Source organism: Thalassospira profundimaris (assembly GCF_003326755.1).
Taxonomy (GTDB): Bacteria; Pseudomonadota; Alphaproteobacteria; order Rhodospirillales; family Thalassospiraceae; genus Thalassospira; species Thalassospira profundimaris_B.
In genome coordinates this window covers 165830-180986 of the sequence record NZ_JPWH01000002.1, presented here as the reverse complement: position 1 = coordinate 180986, position 15157 = coordinate 165830, and the positions used below count along the sequence as shown (strand labels likewise).

The following is a 15157-nucleotide window of genomic DNA, read 5'->3' as shown; positions in this document are numbered from 1 at the left end:
ATAGCGAACGCGGCGGTGATACATAACATACCAAGTAAGAGCAGAAAACGCCGCAATGCGTTCCCCTACTGACTTGTTAGACCGATTTGAACACCAGCGACGCGTTGGTGCCCCCGAAGCCGAACGAATTCGACAAAGCGTAATTGACCTTGCGCTGTTTGGCTTCCAGCGGAACCAGATCAACCCCGAGGCAGGCCTCGGACGGTTTATTCAGGTTCAGGGTCGGCGGAACCGCCCCTTCATGGATCGCCAGGATCGAGAACACAGCCTCGATCGCGCCAGCAGCCCCCAGCAAATGCCCGGTTGCCGATTTGGTCGAGGACATGGAAACCGAATTAATGGCATCGCCAAACAGGCGTTTTACCGCACCCAGTTCGATTTCATCACCCAACGGAGTCGATGTGCCGTGCGCGTTGACATAATCAACCTGTTCCGGATTGATACCGGCATTGCGCAAGGCATTGCGCATGGAGCGATAACCACCATTACCATCCGATGCCGGGGCAGTGATGTGATAGGCATCGCCAGACATGCCATACCCGGCAACTTCGGCATAAATTTTTGCGCCGCGCGCCTTGGCATGCTCGTATTCTTCAAGCACGACGCAACCGGCACCTTCACCCATGACAAAACCGTCGCGGCCTTCGTCCCACGGGCGGGAAGCTTCGGTCGGGGTGTCGTTATAACCGGTCGAGAGCGCACGGGCAGCAGCAAAACCCGCCATGCCCAATCGGCAGACTGCGGCTTCGGCACCACCGGCCACCATCACGTCAGCATCGCCCAGCATAATCATGCGCGAGGCATCGCCAATGGCGTGTGCGCCAGTGGAACATGCGGTAACAACGGCGTGGTTCGGGCCTTTCAGACCGTGCTTGATCGACACCTGGCCGGAAACCAGGTTAATCAGGCAGGACGGAATAAAGAACGGACTGATACGTCGAATTTTGCCTTCTGCCAGCAATCCGGCAGATTCGGCAATACGTGGCAAACCGCCAATGCCCGATCCAATCATGACACCGGTGGCTTCACGGTCTTCTTCTTCTTCCGGCGCCCAGCCGGAATCAGCAAGCGCCTGATCCGCAGCAGCAATGCCAAAGACGATAAAATCGTCCATTTTTTTCATGTCCTTGACGGAAACATGATCTTCGGCATTAAACTCGCCAGCGCCCGTTCCACGCGGAACCATCCCCGCAATCTTGGCGGGAATATCAGACACATCGAAATTATCGATGGCTTTAATGCCCGATTGTCCGTTCAGCAGCCCCTGCCAGGTTGCCTGGGCACCATTTGCGACAGGCGTGACTGCGCCAATACCGGTTACAACTACGCGTCTCATCCCGCTTTACGCCTTTATTTTATGAAAATTGCAAAGACGAAAAGGGCGCCCGAGGATGCCTCCGGCGCCCGCGTCAAACAGCAAAATCAGCCGTTTGCCTTTTCGATGAAGTCAATCGCGTCTTTGACGGTCAGAATTTTTTCAGCGGCATCGTCGGGAATTTCAACGCCGAATTCTTCTTCAAACGCCATAACCAGCTCGACAGTATCCAGGCTGTCGGCGCCCAGATCGTCGATGAAGCTGGCGTTTTCCGTGACCTTGTCTTCTTCAACACCGAGGTGCTCGACAACGATCTTCTTCACGCGATCTGCGACATCACTCATAGCTTAAATCCTTCAATAGGTTCTCTGTCAGTAGTTTAATTTATCCGTAAGTCCGCCCTTTTTCGGTGCGAACCGGGACCGTGGAAACCGGCAACCGTAATTGCCGGTTCCGGCAATTTGATATAGCGGCCTCTTTTAAGCAGAAAAGCAGGCAACCCGCAACGGGTTAAATCATCGCCATTCCGCCATTCACATGCAAGGTCTGGCCGGTAACATATCCGGCTTCATTACTTGCAAGATACAAAACCGCTGCGGCAATTTCAGCACTCTCGCCCATGCGACCGGCCGGAATGCCCCCCAGCAGCTTCTCTTTTTGGGCATCACCCAATTCTTCGGTCATCGCCGTGGTAATAAAACCCGGCGCGACACAGTTTACCGTAATACCGCGTGCCGCCACTTCCTGTGCCAGCGATTTTGACCAGCCAATCATGCCCGCCTTGGCCGCGGCATAGTTGGTCTGGCCCGGATTCCCGGTAACACCAACAATCGAGGTGATGTTGATAATGCGCCCAAACCGGCGCTTCATCATACCACGCAGCGAATTGCGGGCCAGCTTGAACGCGGCCGTCAGGTTGACATCCAGCACCGCCTGCCAGTCTTCGTCCTTTAAGCGCATTGCCAGCTGGTCACGCGTGATACCGGCATTATTCACCAGAATGTCAAGCTGGCCGCCAAGGGCCTCTTCCGCCTGCTTGATCAGTCCATCAACCGACGCACTGTCGGAAAGATTACCCGGCACCACAACAGCGTTTTCACCAATTTCGGCAGCAACGGCTTCAAGGCGTTCTGCCCGCGTCCCGGAAAGGGCAACCTTTGCACCCGCCGCCGCAAGCATCCTGGCAATTTCGCCACCAATGCCCCCGGTTGCCCCGGTCACCAGTGCGGTCTTACCTGTCAGATCAAACATATGTTTCGTCCCTGTCACTTTTCAAACTGGAGCGGTTTAAAGCGCGCCCAGAAAGGCTTCTATATCTGCCGGACCATTAATTGCGGTTCCGTTAAGATCACGATCAATTCGGCGCACCATGCCGCTCAGTACCTTGCCTGCACCGATTTCCACCAAATCGGAAATACCCTGCTCTTTCATATACAGCACGGATTCACGCCAGCGCACTGTGCCGCAAACCTGTTTAACAAGCAAATCACGGATGGCATCGGCATCCTGCACCTTGGCTGCGGTTACGTTGGCAACCAGCGGTACTTTCGGTGCATTCATGGTAACTTCGCCAAGGGCCTCCGCCATGCGATCAGCTGCAGGCTGCATCAGGGCGCAATGGAACGGTGCTGAAACCGGCAGCAGAACGGCGCGCTTTGCACCCTTTTCCTTGGCAATTTCAATCGCACGCTCCACCGCAGCCTTATGGCCCGAAACAACAACCTGCCCATTGGCATTGTCATTGGCGGCCGTGCAAACATCCCCTTGGGCGGCCAGTTCGGCAACGGCGGCAGCATCGGCGAAGTCCAGGCCCAAAAGGGCGGCCATCGCGCCAACACCGACAGGCACAGCAGCCTGCATGGACTGACCACGGATTTTAAGCAAACGGGCAGCATCGGAAATGCTAAACGTTCCGGCAGCAGCAAGGGCGGAATATTCGCCCAGCGAATGCCCGGCAACCAGTTCGCATTTATCGGTCAGAGCAAAGCCGCCTTCTTTTTCAAGAACACGGGTAACAGCCAGACTGACAGCCATCAGGGCGGGCTGGGCATTTTCCGTCAGGGTCAAATCCCCTTCCGGGCCTTCAAACATCAGCGTACTGAGCTTCTGGGAAAGTGCGTCATCAACTTCCTGAAACACTTCACGAGCCAAAGGAAAGGCATCAGCCAGTTCCTTGCCCATACCAACAGCCTGCGACCCCTGACCGGGGAATACAAATGCGCGTGTCATTATGGATATAGCACCCTTGTCTGCGTTTATGTCACCCGGCACACCCGGCCCGACATTTTAAAAGGCCCCCTTGATAACGCGCCGAACCGTCCTGTCAAGGCTAGACACCGTTATGTCGCCCTGGAAAATCCGGATTGCTCACAAAGGTGGCTTAGAAATTCACGATTGCAAGAAAAAAGGCAGTAAACTTGATAAATTGTCTACTGCCTTTTCATATATGAAACACGAACCGGCACAAAAGACACCGGCGCCAAAGGGCGTCACAGTCTAATCGAGATAGTTCTGCATACTCGAGACAACACTGTCCGAAATATGGGATTTGGTAATCACACCGCGCACATCGGACTGACGCGGCAAGCCGCGACAGGGCTGCACGACAATGGCAGAACGGGCATTGCGGCGGTGCATACGCTTGATCACATCAAACAATGTGGTTTTATCCACAACTACCACGAAATCCTCGTCCACAATGTCGGCCAGGGTATCGGTGCCCCTTTCCCCGACAATGGCGAACAGATGATCAATGTCTGGCAGAACCCCGACCAGACGGTCGCCCGACACCACAACAATCGAGGCAACTTTCGGTTTTGGCGTCAGGCTTTCAACCGCTTCGGAAACGCGCATCGCGGCATCCAGGAAAATCGGTTCACGGTCCATGACCTCATGGGCGGGATGCACCATGAACATATTGCTGTGACGTTCCTTGGGAATGTGCTTTCCGCGCAATACCAGCTTGGAGGTATAGATGGTTTCGCTGATCAGCATGCGACGGATGCCCAGTGCAATGGCAACAGACACCACCAGCGGCACGACAATATTATAGTCGCGCGTCATCTCGAATATCATGATGATCGCGGTCATGGCGGCCCCCGTACCGGCAGCAACAACACCGCCCATACCGACCAGGGCAAATTCCGCCGGATTAATGCCTGCATGCGGGAAAATCATGGTGCCAACCACACCAACGGCACCGCCCATCGTCGCACCAATAAACAGCGAGGGCGAAAACACCCCGCCCGATGCCCCCGATCCGATACTGACCGACGTGGCATACATTTTGGCAAAGAACAGGATCACCAGCAGCGGCAATGTCGTCATCCCGCCCCGCAGAATTTCCTGAATGGTGCCGTAACCAACACCATCAACATAATAGTTGCCAGCCGTTAGCAGCAGAACATACATCAGGATGCCGACCGACAGCATACCAATGGCGTGACGCACATAGTCATTGACCGGCAGTTTCTTGAAAAACTTGTCGGTAATCAGCATCGAACGGATCAGCATCCACGCGGCAACACCACAAAGAACACCGAGCACCACATAAATAACAAGTGCTTCAAGATCGATTGCCGAAACCTGGGGAATGGCCGCCAGCGGCACTTCAAAGGCCGGTGCCAGACCAAAGGAAATACGACCGATATACGTCGCAGCCCCGGTTGCAATCACGACCGGCAGGAAGGTCCGGGTCGAAACTTCGGGCATCATCAGTTCGATGGCAAACAGCACCGCGCCCAGTGGCGTATTGAATGTCGCCGCAATACCGGCACCTGCACCGGCCGCGAGCAGCGTAATGCGCTGCCCCGTTGGCAGGTTGCGAACCTGCGCGATACTGGAGCCCAGCGATGCCCCAATCTGAATGATCGGTCCTTCACGGCCAACAGCAGCACCCGTACCAATTGACAGTGCAGATGCGATCGATTTAATCACCGCCACCAGCGGGCGAATGCGCCCCTGTTTGAAATATATGGCGTCCATCACCTCGGGCACACCGTGGCCCTTGGCTTCGGGGGCAAAATTGTTGACCAGAAAAACAACCAGCATCCCGCCAATAACGGGGACCAGAATAATAAGCGGTCCCCATGTCGAGGGTTCCGTCAGCATGTTGGCATCATAATCAAGCGTAAAAGTGCCATAAAACGCCAAATTATGAATCAGGGCGACCAGCGCGCGAAACGCCACCGCGCCATAGCCGGTCACAATGCCAACAACGAGCGAAAAAAAACATAATGTAACAAGTGTCGCGCGCCGGGGTGACGCGCCTTCAACCTGGGATTCAACCATCACCAAACCATGTACGTTCTGAGTATATCCCGGCGTTGCGCCCAGTAACACCTGTCCCCTGCCCCGCAATTTTTGTTGTCATTAAGAGGGGGAGGCAGGAAAATCGTGCAAGAATGGGAGGTCGACCGGTTCGACGAATGGCCTTAAGGCTTACTCGCACACCCTTTATAAATCAAGGGAATATCCGGCTCTGCATAGCCGCTCTTAGAAAAGTGCAACGCTTTTGTGACGAATTGATCCCCCCTGCCTGCGCCGTCAGGATTGTGCAACGCTGGCCTGCACGGAAGGGATGTCGAATCGTGCGAATATCGCGGCATTTGCCGTTGCACCAATTTGCGAAAAGTGTATATTCGCCCGCTCACGGCTCCTTGCCGGGACGAACCCGGCTATGCCTGCACGACATGAGGTCGTGCCAGGAAGAGACAAGCCACAAGGAGTGATTAGGAGAATTATGAGCAAGTACGAAAGCGTGTATATTGCACGTCAGGACTTCTCGACTGCACAGGTCGAAGCCCTGAACGAAAAACTGAACGAAATCCTGACCGGCCTGGGCGCAACCGTCGCCAAAACCGAATACTGGGGTCTTCGTTCCCTGACCTACCGGGTCAAGAAAAACCGCAAGGGTCACTATACCCTCTTCCAGATCGAAGCCGACAAGGACGCGATTGCGGAATATGAACGCCAGATGCGCTTCAATGAAGACGTTCTGCGTCAGATGACCGTAAAGGTTGACGAGTTCGAAGAAGAACAGTCTGCCATTCTGCGTAACCGCGACGAGCGCGGCAGCCGTGGCAACCGCCGCAGCGGCCCGCGTCAGTAATCGAGTAACGAGGAGGATATATCATGGCTGGACGTCGTCTGTTTTTCCGTCGCCGCAAAACCTGCCCGTTCTCGGGTCCGGACGCGCCGAAGATCGACTACAAAGATGTCAAACTGTTGCAGCGTTTCGTTTCCGAACGCGGCAAGATCGTTCCGAGCCGTATCACGGCCGTTTCGGCCAAAAAACAGCGTGAGCTTTCGAAGGCTATCAAACGCGCTCGTTTTCTGGCGCTGCTGCCTTACGCAGACCAGGTCTGAGGCAGTCGGCAAGAGACTTTGTTTTGCGGTCTCGGCCACGGAGTAGCCAATGTCTTCGCGTGATACCCTGACATCTATCGGAGCAGGACTGGGCAGTGCGCTTCTGTTCCTGCTGGTATTGACAGGAAGTCCGCTGGCTTTGCTGCTTTCCTATTTCGGGCATTTGCCACTTTTCCTGATCGGATTGTGGCAGGGACCCAAAAGCCTGCTGGTTGCGGCGCTTGCGGCATGTGCTGCCCTGCTTTTGCTGGGTGGTGTCATGCCCTTCACGGTCTTTCTGGTCGTGATAGCCGGACCAGCGACGATGCTGACCCGCGTGGCGCTGATTATGCGGGCCGACGACTCCGGGAAACCGAAGTTCATTCAGCCCGGCATCATTTTGGCGGTCATGGCCCTGGCAGTTGCAGTGATAGTGACAATTATCCTTGCAACCGTTGCGGCGGAAGGTCTGGAAATACAGGAAGTGATCGCTCACTTCTTTTCGACGATGTATTCTTCAATGGGTGTTCCGTTAACCACGGAAGTCCAACAGGTCATCGCCATCTTCCAGGCATACTTCCCGGCAATTGCGGCTTTGTCCTGGTACCTTATGGTTCTGGTCAATGCCATGATTGCACAGGCAATTCTGATACGCGCAGGCAAAAACCTGCGCCCGACACCAAGTCTGGCGTCGCTTGAATTACCTGGCTGGTCACTTTTTGCGTTCGCCCTGGCCGGGGCCTCCATCGCGTTTGGCGATGGCAACCTGGCCTATATCGCACGCAACGTCGCGGTTGTATTGGCGGTGCCGTTCCTGTTTCAGGGTCTGGCACTCATACACGGGCAGGCAGCCCGATGGCCGCAGAAACGTTTGATATTGACGGTATTTTATATCGTCGCGGTTCTGTCTAGCTGGTCGTTTATCGCGATTTGCGGACTTGGAATTGTTGAGCATTTAATCAGGCTGCGGGGGAACCAACCGATGACCCGTAGCAATGAGGAGGATCGGTGATGGAAGTTATTCTGCTCCAGCGGGTGGAAAAACTCGGCCAGATGGGTGACGTTGTCACCGTAAAGCCGGGCCACGCCCGCAACCGCCTGCTGCCCCAGGGCATGGCCCTGCGCGCAACCAAGGCAAACATTGCTGTGTTTGAAGCACAGAAAGCCCAGCTTGAAGCTGACAACCTGGAACGCCGTAACGAAGCCGAAAAAGTTGCCGAAAGCCTCGGCAGCCTGGCCGTTACCCTGGTCCGTCAGGCTTCTGACGTTGGTCAGCTTTACGGTTCTGTCACGGCACGCGATATCGCAACCGCCGTTACCGAAGCGGGTTGCACCATTTCGCGCGGCCAGGTTCGCCTGGACGCCCCGATCAAGACCCTGGGACTGCACGACGTTACCGTCGCCCTGCACCCGGAAGTCCTGATCACGGTGACCGCCAACGTCGCCCGTACCGAAGAAGACGCCGCCGAGCAGCTTCGTAAAGGTGCGGCCGTTCTGGGCACCATCGAAGAGATGGAAGAAGAAGAAGCTCTCGCTGAAGAAGCTGCCGAGGAAGACCTCGAAGCTGCTGGCGAAGAAGAAGCTGCTGCTGCCAACGCCTGATCGGTGTTGTTTTGACGGTTTCGGAAAACGGCGTATCCCAACGGATGCGCCGTTTTCTTTTGCCCAACAGCCGGTTTTATCTTCACAACCAACAGGTTGCGCCTTCACCGACCTTTGCGGTTAAGGTATACCGGCTATGACCAAACCGGTTTTAGGCTTTCAGCTCAACAGGATGACTGGTACCCTCCGCCATCATGAATGAACCCGAACTCGATGCCCTGTTTGCGCCGCTGGATGCAGACGAAGGTGCCAACCCTACAGTTTCGCTTGAACGCATGGCCCCTCATAATTTTGAGGCCGAGGCCGCGTTGCTGGGTGCCATCCTGAACAATAACGCCGCCTACGAGCGTGTTTCAGACATGTTGCGCCCGGAACATTTCGCCGATGCCCGGCATGGTCGCATCTACGAGGCTTGTGGCAAACTGATCGAGCGCGGACAGCTTGCCAACCCGGTGACGTTATCAGCCTTTTTTCGCCAGGACGAACATCTGGCCGAAATTGGTGGCCCGCAATACCTGGCCGAACTTTCCAACAACATGGTTTCCGTCATCAATGCCGGGGACTATGGCAAACTGGTCTATGACCTGTATTTGCGTCGCGAGCTGATTGATATTGGCGAAAATGTCGTCAATGATGCCTATCAATATGAACTCGATGCCGATGCCTCCAACCAGATCGAAAATGCCGAACAGCGGCTGTTTTCCCTGGCAACGGCGGGTGCGGCGGAATCGGGCTTTGTCGCCTTTGGTCCGGCGCTGACCAAGGCGGTCGAAAATGTTGAGCATGCCTATAAAAATGCGGGCAAGGTGGTTGGTGTTACCACCGGCCTTCGCGATATTGACCGCAAACTGGGTGGTTTGCACCCGTCCGACCTTCTGATTCTTGCCGGTCGTCCGTCGATGGGGAAAACCGCGCTGGCAATGAACGTCGCCTTTAACGCGGCAATTTCATCGCATAAAAATAGAAATAACCCCGAAGACCAGGACGATGAACTGCGCACCGGCGCGATCGCCGTTTTCTCGCTTGAAATGGCGGCCGATCAGCTTGCTGGACGTTTGCTGTCCCAGGCGGCCGAAGTTTCGGGCGATAATATGCGCCGTGGTGATTTGACCGAGGACGATTTTGAACGCCTTGTCATTGCCTCGCGTGAACTCAACACCGTTCCGCTTTATATCGACGACACCCCTGCCCTGCCGGTATCCACCCTGCGCACCCGTTGCCGCCGTCTCAAGCGGCAGCACGGTCTTGCCATGATCGTGGTTGACTATTTGCAGCTTCTCGCCCCGCCGACCAATTTTCGTGGCGATGGTCGTGTGCAGGAAGTTTCCGAAATTACCCGCTCGCTTAAAGCCATCGCCAAGGAGCTGGGCTGCCCGGTTCTGGCCCTCTCGCAGCTTTCGCGTGCGGTTGAACAGCGCGATGACAAACGTCCGCAGCTTTCGGACCTGCGTGAATCCGGCTCGATCGAGCAGGACGCCGACGTGGTGATGTTCATTTACCGCGAACAATATTATCTCGAACGTGCCGAACCGGCCCAAAAGCCCGAAGAATCCAATGAAAAATTCTCGGAACGCTATTCGCAGTGGCAGGAACGGCTCAATCACGTTTACAACACTGCCGAAGTGATTGTTGCCAAGCAGCGCCATGGTCCTGTCGGTAACGTCCGTCTGTTTTTTGACGGGAACTACACCAAATTTGGCGATCTTGATCATGTCGCCGAAGACTTTGACGAATAACCCACTATGTCCATAACGGGGTTTTAAGCCGATGAGCGTCCTTCCCGCCCCTGGCCGTGCGGCAGATTGCGCACAGCTGGAAATCAACCTGAGAGCCATCGCTGAAAACTATCAGCGCCTGCAAAAAACCTATACCGGCCGCACGATGGGGGCTGTGGTAAAGGCCAATGCCTATGGCCTGGGTGCCAAGGCGATTGTGCCGGTTTTGAAAAAGCAGGGCTGCCGCCTGTTTTTTGTCGCCCATGCCAACGAGGCCGCCGACCTGTTTCCATTATTGCGGGGGGGCGGTCGTATTGCGGTTTTTAACGGCCTGATGCCAGGCGATGAAGAATTCTTTATCGAAAACGATGTCATCCCGGTTTTGAACGATCTGGGCCAGATCGAACGCTGGTCAAATCTGTGTCGCGAATATGAACGCCCGGCACCGGCCTTCATCCATCTTGATACCGGCATGGGCCGCACCGGCCTGTCGCCACGTGAATTGCAGGCCCTGATCGAACGCCATTCGCAGCTTTTATACGGCTTTGAAAAGGCTGGCTACATGACCCACCCGGTCGCCGCTGATGAAGCCGAAAGCCCGATTACCCGTGAACAATACAACCTGTTCATGAAATGGTATCGCCGCCTGCCGCCTGCCCCGCGCGGGTTTTGCAATTCATCGGCCATTTTCCGCCATACCGACTATCATCTGGAATTTTGTCGCCCCGGTTACGCGCTTTGGGGGGGCAATCCGACACCGGAAAAAACCAACCCGATGCGCAATGTGGTCACGCTCACGGCCAAGGTGCTGCAAGTACGCCAGATTGACAGCGGTGAATCGGTCGGATACGGTGCGTCCTGGCGGGCTGAACGGCCTTCCGTAATTGCAACCGTTGCTGCCGGTTATGCCGATGGCTGGTTGCGCCATCTTTCCAATGCAGGGAAACTCAAGATCGGCGGAATTCAGACGCCAATGGTAGGACGTGTGTCAATGGATGCCTTTGGCCTTGATATCACCGACCTTCCGGAAGGCAAACTGAAACCGGGCGACGATGTAACGCTGCTTGGCAAAGACTGTACGGTCGATGATATCGGTGCTATGTCCGGTACCATTGGTTATGAAATCCTGACCTCGCTTGGTCATCGTTATCAGCGGGTTTACACCGAAGGCTGATCCGGTGCGCGTTTGCGCTACCAGAACGCCAAGAACAGGGGAATAACGTCCCAGATGCCGATTTTAGCGCCAATAGGCCGGATATTTCTTGCATTTTTGGCTGTTGTCGGCCGGGTCACAATCTTTGCCGTAAAAACGCTGGTGCATTGCGTTACACCGCGCTTTTATTTCCGGCTGATTTTTAAACAAATGTGCGAAATCGGCTATTATTCGCTGCCGGTTGTCGCCATGACGACGCTGTTTGCCGGTATGGTTCTGGCCCTGCAAAGTTATTCCGGCTTTTCACGTTTTTCGGCCGAAAGTGCCGTTGCCACCGTGGTTGTCATTTCCATGACCCGCGAATTGGGCCCGGTTTTGGCTGGCTTGATGGTGGCAGGCCGGGTCGGTGCGGCCATTGCGGCTGAAATTGGCACCATGCGGGTGACCGAACAGATTGATGCGCTGGTCACACTTTCGACCAACCCGTTTAAATATCTGGTGGTCCCGCGCGTGCTTGCCGGGCTTATTACCCTGCCGATCCTTGTTTTCATTGGCGATATTATCGGGGTGATGGGCGGTTACATTGTGGGCGTGAACAAACTGTCCTTTAATTCCGGCTCCTATATCCAAAACACCTTTCAGTATCTGGAAACGCTTGATGTGGTTTCGGGGCTGGTCAAGGCGGCGGTATTTGGTTTTATCATTACGCTGATGGGCTGTTATCAGGGCTATCATTCGCGCGGCGGCGCGCAGGGCGTTGGGCAGGCCACCACGAATGCCGTGGTTTCCAGCTCCATCCTGATCCTGATCGCCAACTATGTCGTGACCGAACTGTTCTTTGTTCGCTAAGCAGGGCCGCAAAACATGTCTGACAGCCCGAAAATAAGCCTGACCGACCTTCACAAGGGGTTTGGAACCAAAAAGGTCCTGCAGGGCGTTAACCTGGATGTTGCCGCTGGCGAATCTGTTGCCATCATTGGTGGTTCGGGCACGGGTAAATCCGTCACGCTGAAATGTATTCTCGGCCTTCTTACGCCCGATAGTGGCTCGATTAAAATTGATGGCGTGGAAATGGTCGGGGCGGACCGCAAGACCAATGAAGCCATGCAGGCCAAATCCGGCATGCTGTTTCAGGGGGCGGCTTTGTTTGATTCGCTTTCGGTCTGGGAAAATGTCGCCTTCGGCCTGATCGAGGGCCAGGGCATGCCCCGCAAGGAAGCGCACGACATTGCCATTAAACGCCTTTCCGATGTGGGTCTGGGCCCGGAAATTGCGCCTTTGTCCCCTGCATCGCTATCTGGCGGGATGCAAAAGCGTGTTGGCCTGGCCCGTGCCATTGCCACCCGCCCGGAAATTCTGTTTTTTGACGAACCGACAACCGGCATCGACCCGATCATGGGCGATGTTATTAATGACCTTATCGTCAAATGCACGCGGGAGCTGGGGGCCTGTGCACTGACCATTACCCACGACATGGCCAGTGCGCGCAAAATTGCCGATCGTATTGCCTTTCTTTACAAGGGAACGATCATTTGGGATGGTCCGGTTGCCGATGTTGAAACCAGCGACAATCCCTATTTGCAGCAATTCATCTCGGGCAATACCGAAGGTCCGCTTGATCTTGACCTCAAGCATCTTTAACCCCGATAAAAAATTGCCTATCGTCACGCTTTAAGCGGCTTACAGGCCCGCCCCCCTGCCAAAGGCACGGGCAACTGCGTGATAGCCGACATGTTAAAATTCAGCGGAGCTTTTCGTGGCAAAGACCCAAAGCCGTTTCATCTGCCAGAATTGCGGTGCCGAATACCGGAAATGGACAGGCCATTGTGATGCCTGCGATTCCTGGAACACCATCGAGGAAGAACGCATCGAGGCGGGGCCGAAGGCGACCGGCGGTATCACCGGCGGTGCACGCGGCAAACAACTGGATTTTGTCGCCCTGGAGGGCGAAAGTGCCCGCCCGCCCCGCATCATTACCGGCATTACCGAACTGGACCGCGCCTGTGGCGGCGGCCTTGTTCCCGGTTCTGCCCTGCTGGTGGGCGGCGACCCGGGTATTGGCAAATCCACCATATTGCTTCAGGCGGTCGGGGTTTTGGCCGCACGGCATAAATGCGCCTATATTTCGGGCGAAGAGGCGGTTGACCAGGTGCGCATGCGTGCCGCCCGCCTTGGCCTCGAAAAATCCAGAGTCGATTTTGCCGCCGCCACCAGCCTGCGCGACATCATCACCACACTGGATCAAAGCAGCCATGAAGTGGTCGTCATCGACTCGATCCAGACCATGTATGCCGATACGCTCGATAGTGCACCGGGTACCGTTTCCCAGGTACGGGCTTGTGCACTGGAATTGATCCGCCTTGCCAAGCGCAAGGGGTTTGCCGTGATCCTGGTCGGCCATGTCACCAAGGAAGGCCAGATCGCCGGTCCCCGTGTGCTGGAACATATGGTGGATACGGTGCTGTATTTTGAAGGCGAACGCGGCCACCAGTTCCGTATTTTGCGCGCAGTCAAAAACCGTTTTGGGGCCACAGATGAAATTGGCGTGTTTGAAATGGGCGATGCCGGGCTGGTCGAAGTCCCCAACCCGTCCGCCCTGTTTCTGGCCGACCGTGATGCGCCCGTCAGTGGCACCGCCGTTTTTGCCGGGCTGGAAGGCACCCGCCCGATGCTGGTGGAAATTCAGGCGCTGGTCGCGCAATCGGCCCTGGCAACCCCACGCCGTGCCGTTGTCGGTTGGGATTCCGCCCGCATGAATATGATTTTGGCTGTGCTGGATGCCCGCTGTGGCCTGCCGCTTAGCCAGTTTGACGTTTACCTGAACGTTGCGGGGGGGCTTCGCGTCGGTGAACCCGCCGCCGATCTTGCCGTCGCCTCTGCCCTTATTTCTGCTGTGGCCGATGTGCCAGTTCCGGCCGAAACCGTCATTGTTGGCGAAATCGGCCTTTCTGGCGAAGTCCGCCCGGTCGGGCAAATCGAAGCCCGCCTGAAAGAAGCGGCCAAACTGGGCTTTGCCAATGGCTATATTCCCCGTCACGGCCAGAACGCGAAAAAGAAGCTGACCATCAAGGGCCTGAAACAGGTTGAAATCAGTCATCTTCAGGATTTGGTAAATTTATTCGGCCAAGATGTTCGCGAAAAGGTGCGCCCGCGCGAAGGCATGTATTAAACAGGCAATTCGCCAGGGGCGCCCATTGGGGATGCTTTCCGATAACAGGACCAACACAGAATGGACTTTTCCTTCCTCTCAGAACTGGGTGCCAGAGACGTTTTTGATCTGGTCGTGGTGGCGATTGTCCTCCTCTCGGGCCTGTTTGCATTCTTTCGCGGTTTTGTTCATGAAAGCCTTTCGATGCTGGGCTGGGTTGGTGCAGGTGTAACCGCCCTTTATGGCTATCCGGTTGCCCGGCCTTATGTCCGCGAACTCATCCCCTCCCAGCTTATTGCAGATCTTGCCACCGGCATTGGCCTGTTTGTCATTTCGTTTCTGATTTTCTCCTTCATCAGTGGCCGCATTGCCAAGGCCGTGCAAAATTCCGGCCTGGATAGCCTTGATAGCACGCTGGGATTTATTTTTGGTCTGGTGCGCGGCGGGCTTGTTGTTTGTATTGCCTATCTGGCGCTTTCCTGGTTGATGCCCCCGGCCCAGCAACCCGAATGGGTGCAAACCGCGCGCACCCGCCCCGTCTTGCAGGAGGGTGCCTATTTACTCAAGGCAGCCATGCCCGATGCGCTGTTTGACAATACCGCCGAGGAAATTGCCCGCACCCAGCGCGAGGCCGATGCCCGCGATCAAACCTATCGCAAATTGCTCGGCCCCACGCCAAAAGCCAAGGAAACCGCGCCTATCAAAGGATATACTCAGGAAGAAATCGACGCCAAAAACCGCCTGATCGATGCTGTGACCCAGCAATAAAAACCGCAAACGCCCCCTGTTCATTCACGGGTAAAATGGTTTTAAACAACATTACCGGCTGGTTGATTCGTAAAAGGTTCTGGACCAAACACCCAAAAGCGTTATACAAC

The 15157-nt window shown here is 55.5% G+C and carries 15 protein-coding genes; 10 read left to right on the top strand and 5 right to left on the bottom strand.

What is annotated here, in order from left to right; all coding sequences use genetic code 11:
• Positions 1-76 precede the first annotated feature (76 nt).
• The 5 genes from fabF to TH25_RS03850 form a co-directional block, all read right to left on the bottom strand.
• Complete coding sequence (gene fabF / locus TH25_RS03870; RefSeq protein ID WP_114087111.1) at positions 77-1336, bottom strand: beta-ketoacyl-ACP synthase II; 1260 nt, start codon at positions 1334-1336, stop codon at positions 77-79.
• An 86-nt stretch (positions 1337-1422) separates the two neighbouring features.
• On the bottom strand, positions 1423-1659 hold the full coding sequence (locus TH25_RS03865; RefSeq protein ID WP_073956513.1) for an acyl carrier protein: 237 nt from the start codon (positions 1657-1659) through the stop codon (positions 1423-1425).
• Positions 1660-1825: 166 nt separating this feature from the next.
• Positions 1826-2566 (bottom strand): 3-oxoacyl-[acyl-carrier-protein] reductase, encoded by a 741-nt coding sequence (gene fabG / locus TH25_RS03860; RefSeq protein ID WP_114087110.1) that lies wholly within the window; start codon positions 2564-2566, stop codon positions 1826-1828.
• 36 nt (positions 2567-2602) lie between these two features.
• Entirely contained in the window at positions 2603-3544 is a 942-nt protein-coding gene (gene fabD, locus TH25_RS03855; RefSeq protein ID WP_114087109.1) for an ACP S-malonyltransferase, read from the bottom strand.
• Positions 3545-3811: 267 nt separating this feature from the next.
• Positions 3812-5605 (bottom strand): chloride channel protein, encoded by a 1794-nt coding sequence (locus TH25_RS03850; protein ID WP_114087108.1) that lies wholly within the window; start codon positions 5603-5605, stop codon positions 3812-3814.
• Positions 5606-6056: 451 nt separating this feature from the next.
• Here TH25_RS03850 and rpsF point away from each other — a divergent pair, with 451 nt between their 5' ends.
• From rpsF to TH25_RS03800, 10 genes are all read left to right on the top strand, one after another.
• Positions 6057-6425: a 30S ribosomal protein S6 gene (gene rpsF / locus TH25_RS03845; RefSeq protein ID WP_073956517.1), complete on the top strand. Its 369-nt coding sequence runs from the start codon at positions 6057-6059 to the stop codon at positions 6423-6425.
• Positions 6426-6448: 23 nt separating this feature from the next.
• A complete protein-coding gene (gene rpsR, locus TH25_RS03840; protein WP_073956518.1) occupies positions 6449-6682 on the top strand; it encodes a 30S ribosomal protein S18 in 234 nt (77 codons plus the stop codon).
• A gap of 49 nt (positions 6683-6731) precedes the next feature.
• Positions 6732-7673 (top strand): DUF2232 domain-containing protein, encoded by a 942-nt coding sequence (locus TH25_RS03835; RefSeq protein WP_114087107.1) that lies wholly within the window; start codon positions 6732-6734, stop codon positions 7671-7673.
• A complete protein-coding gene (gene rplI / locus TH25_RS03830; protein ID WP_114087106.1) occupies positions 7673-8263 on the top strand; it encodes a 50S ribosomal protein L9 in 591 nt (196 codons plus the stop codon). Before TH25_RS03835 ends, rplI begins: the two co-directional genes overlap by 1 nt.
• 194 nt (positions 8264-8457) lie before the next feature.
• Positions 8458-9999, top strand: a complete 1542-nt coding sequence (locus TH25_RS03825) for a replicative DNA helicase (protein ID WP_114087105.1) — start codon at positions 8458-8460, stop codon at positions 9997-9999.
• A 31-nt stretch (positions 10000-10030) separates the two neighbouring features.
• The gene (gene alr, locus TH25_RS03820; protein ID WP_114087104.1) at positions 10031-11152 is read left to right on the top strand and encodes an alanine racemase; all 1122 of its coding nucleotides are present in this window, start codon (positions 10031-10033) and stop codon (positions 11150-11152) included.
• 54 nt (positions 11153-11206) lie between these two features.
• Positions 11207-11980: an MlaE family ABC transporter permease gene (locus tag TH25_RS03815; protein ID WP_114087103.1), complete on the top strand. Its 774-nt coding sequence runs from the start codon at positions 11207-11209 to the stop codon at positions 11978-11980.
• A gap of 15 nt (positions 11981-11995) precedes the next feature.
• Positions 11996-12772: an ABC transporter ATP-binding protein gene (locus TH25_RS03810; protein ID WP_114087102.1), complete on the top strand. Its 777-nt coding sequence runs from the start codon at positions 11996-11998 to the stop codon at positions 12770-12772.
• Positions 12773-12887: 115 nt separating this feature from the next.
• Positions 12888-14300, top strand: coding sequence for a DNA repair protein RadA (gene radA / locus TH25_RS03805; RefSeq protein WP_114087101.1), 1413 nt, complete (start codon positions 12888-12890; stop codon positions 14298-14300).
• Between the two features lie 60 nt (positions 14301-14360).
• Complete coding sequence (locus TH25_RS03800; RefSeq protein WP_114087100.1) at positions 14361-15047, top strand: CvpA family protein; 687 nt, start codon at positions 14361-14363, stop codon at positions 15045-15047.
• Positions 15048-15157 lie beyond the last annotated feature (110 nt).

Bases quoted from the DNA above. Each gene is read 5' to 3' on its own strand.
- TH25_RS03835 (WP_114087107.1), top strand. From the start codon at position 6,732: ATGTCTTCGCGTGATACCCTGACATCTATCGGAGCAGGACTGGGCAGT.
- fabF (WP_114087111.1), bottom strand. From the start codon at position 1,336: ATGAGACGCGTAGTTGTAACCGGTATTGGCGCAGTCACGCCTGTCGCA.
- TH25_RS03800 (WP_114087100.1), top strand. From the start codon at position 14,361: ATGGACTTTTCCTTCCTCTCAGAACTGGGTGCCAGAGACGTTTTTGAT.
- rpsR (WP_073956518.1), top strand. From the start codon at position 6,449: ATGGCTGGACGTCGTCTGTTTTTCCGTCGCCGCAAAACCTGCCCGTTC.
- TH25_RS03815 (WP_114087103.1), top strand. From the start codon at position 11,207: ATGCCGATTTTAGCGCCAATAGGCCGGATATTTCTTGCATTTTTGGCT.
- TH25_RS03810 (WP_114087102.1), top strand. From the start codon at position 11,996: ATGTCTGACAGCCCGAAAATAAGCCTGACCGACCTTCACAAGGGGTTT.
- TH25_RS03865 (WP_073956513.1), bottom strand. From the start codon at position 1,659: ATGAGTGATGTCGCAGATCGCGTGAAGAAGATCGTTGTCGAGCACCTC.
- fabD (WP_114087109.1), bottom strand. From the start codon at position 3,544: ATGACACGCGCATTTGTATTCCCCGGTCAGGGGTCGCAGGCTGTTGGT.
- alr (WP_114087104.1), top strand. From the start codon at position 10,031: ATGAGCGTCCTTCCCGCCCCTGGCCGTGCGGCAGATTGCGCACAGCTG.
- fabG (WP_114087110.1), bottom strand. From the start codon at position 2,566: ATGTTTGATCTGACAGGTAAGACCGCACTGGTGACCGGGGCAACCGGG.
- TH25_RS03825 (WP_114087105.1), top strand. From the start codon at position 8,458: ATGAATGAACCCGAACTCGATGCCCTGTTTGCGCCGCTGGATGCAGAC.
- TH25_RS03850 (WP_114087108.1), bottom strand. From the start codon at position 5,605: ATGGTTGAATCCCAGGTTGAAGGCGCGTCACCCCGGCGCGCGACACTT.
- rplI (WP_114087106.1), top strand. From the start codon at position 7,673: ATGGAAGTTATTCTGCTCCAGCGGGTGGAAAAACTCGGCCAGATGGGT.
- rpsF (WP_073956517.1), top strand. From the start codon at position 6,057: ATGAGCAAGTACGAAAGCGTGTATATTGCACGTCAGGACTTCTCGACT.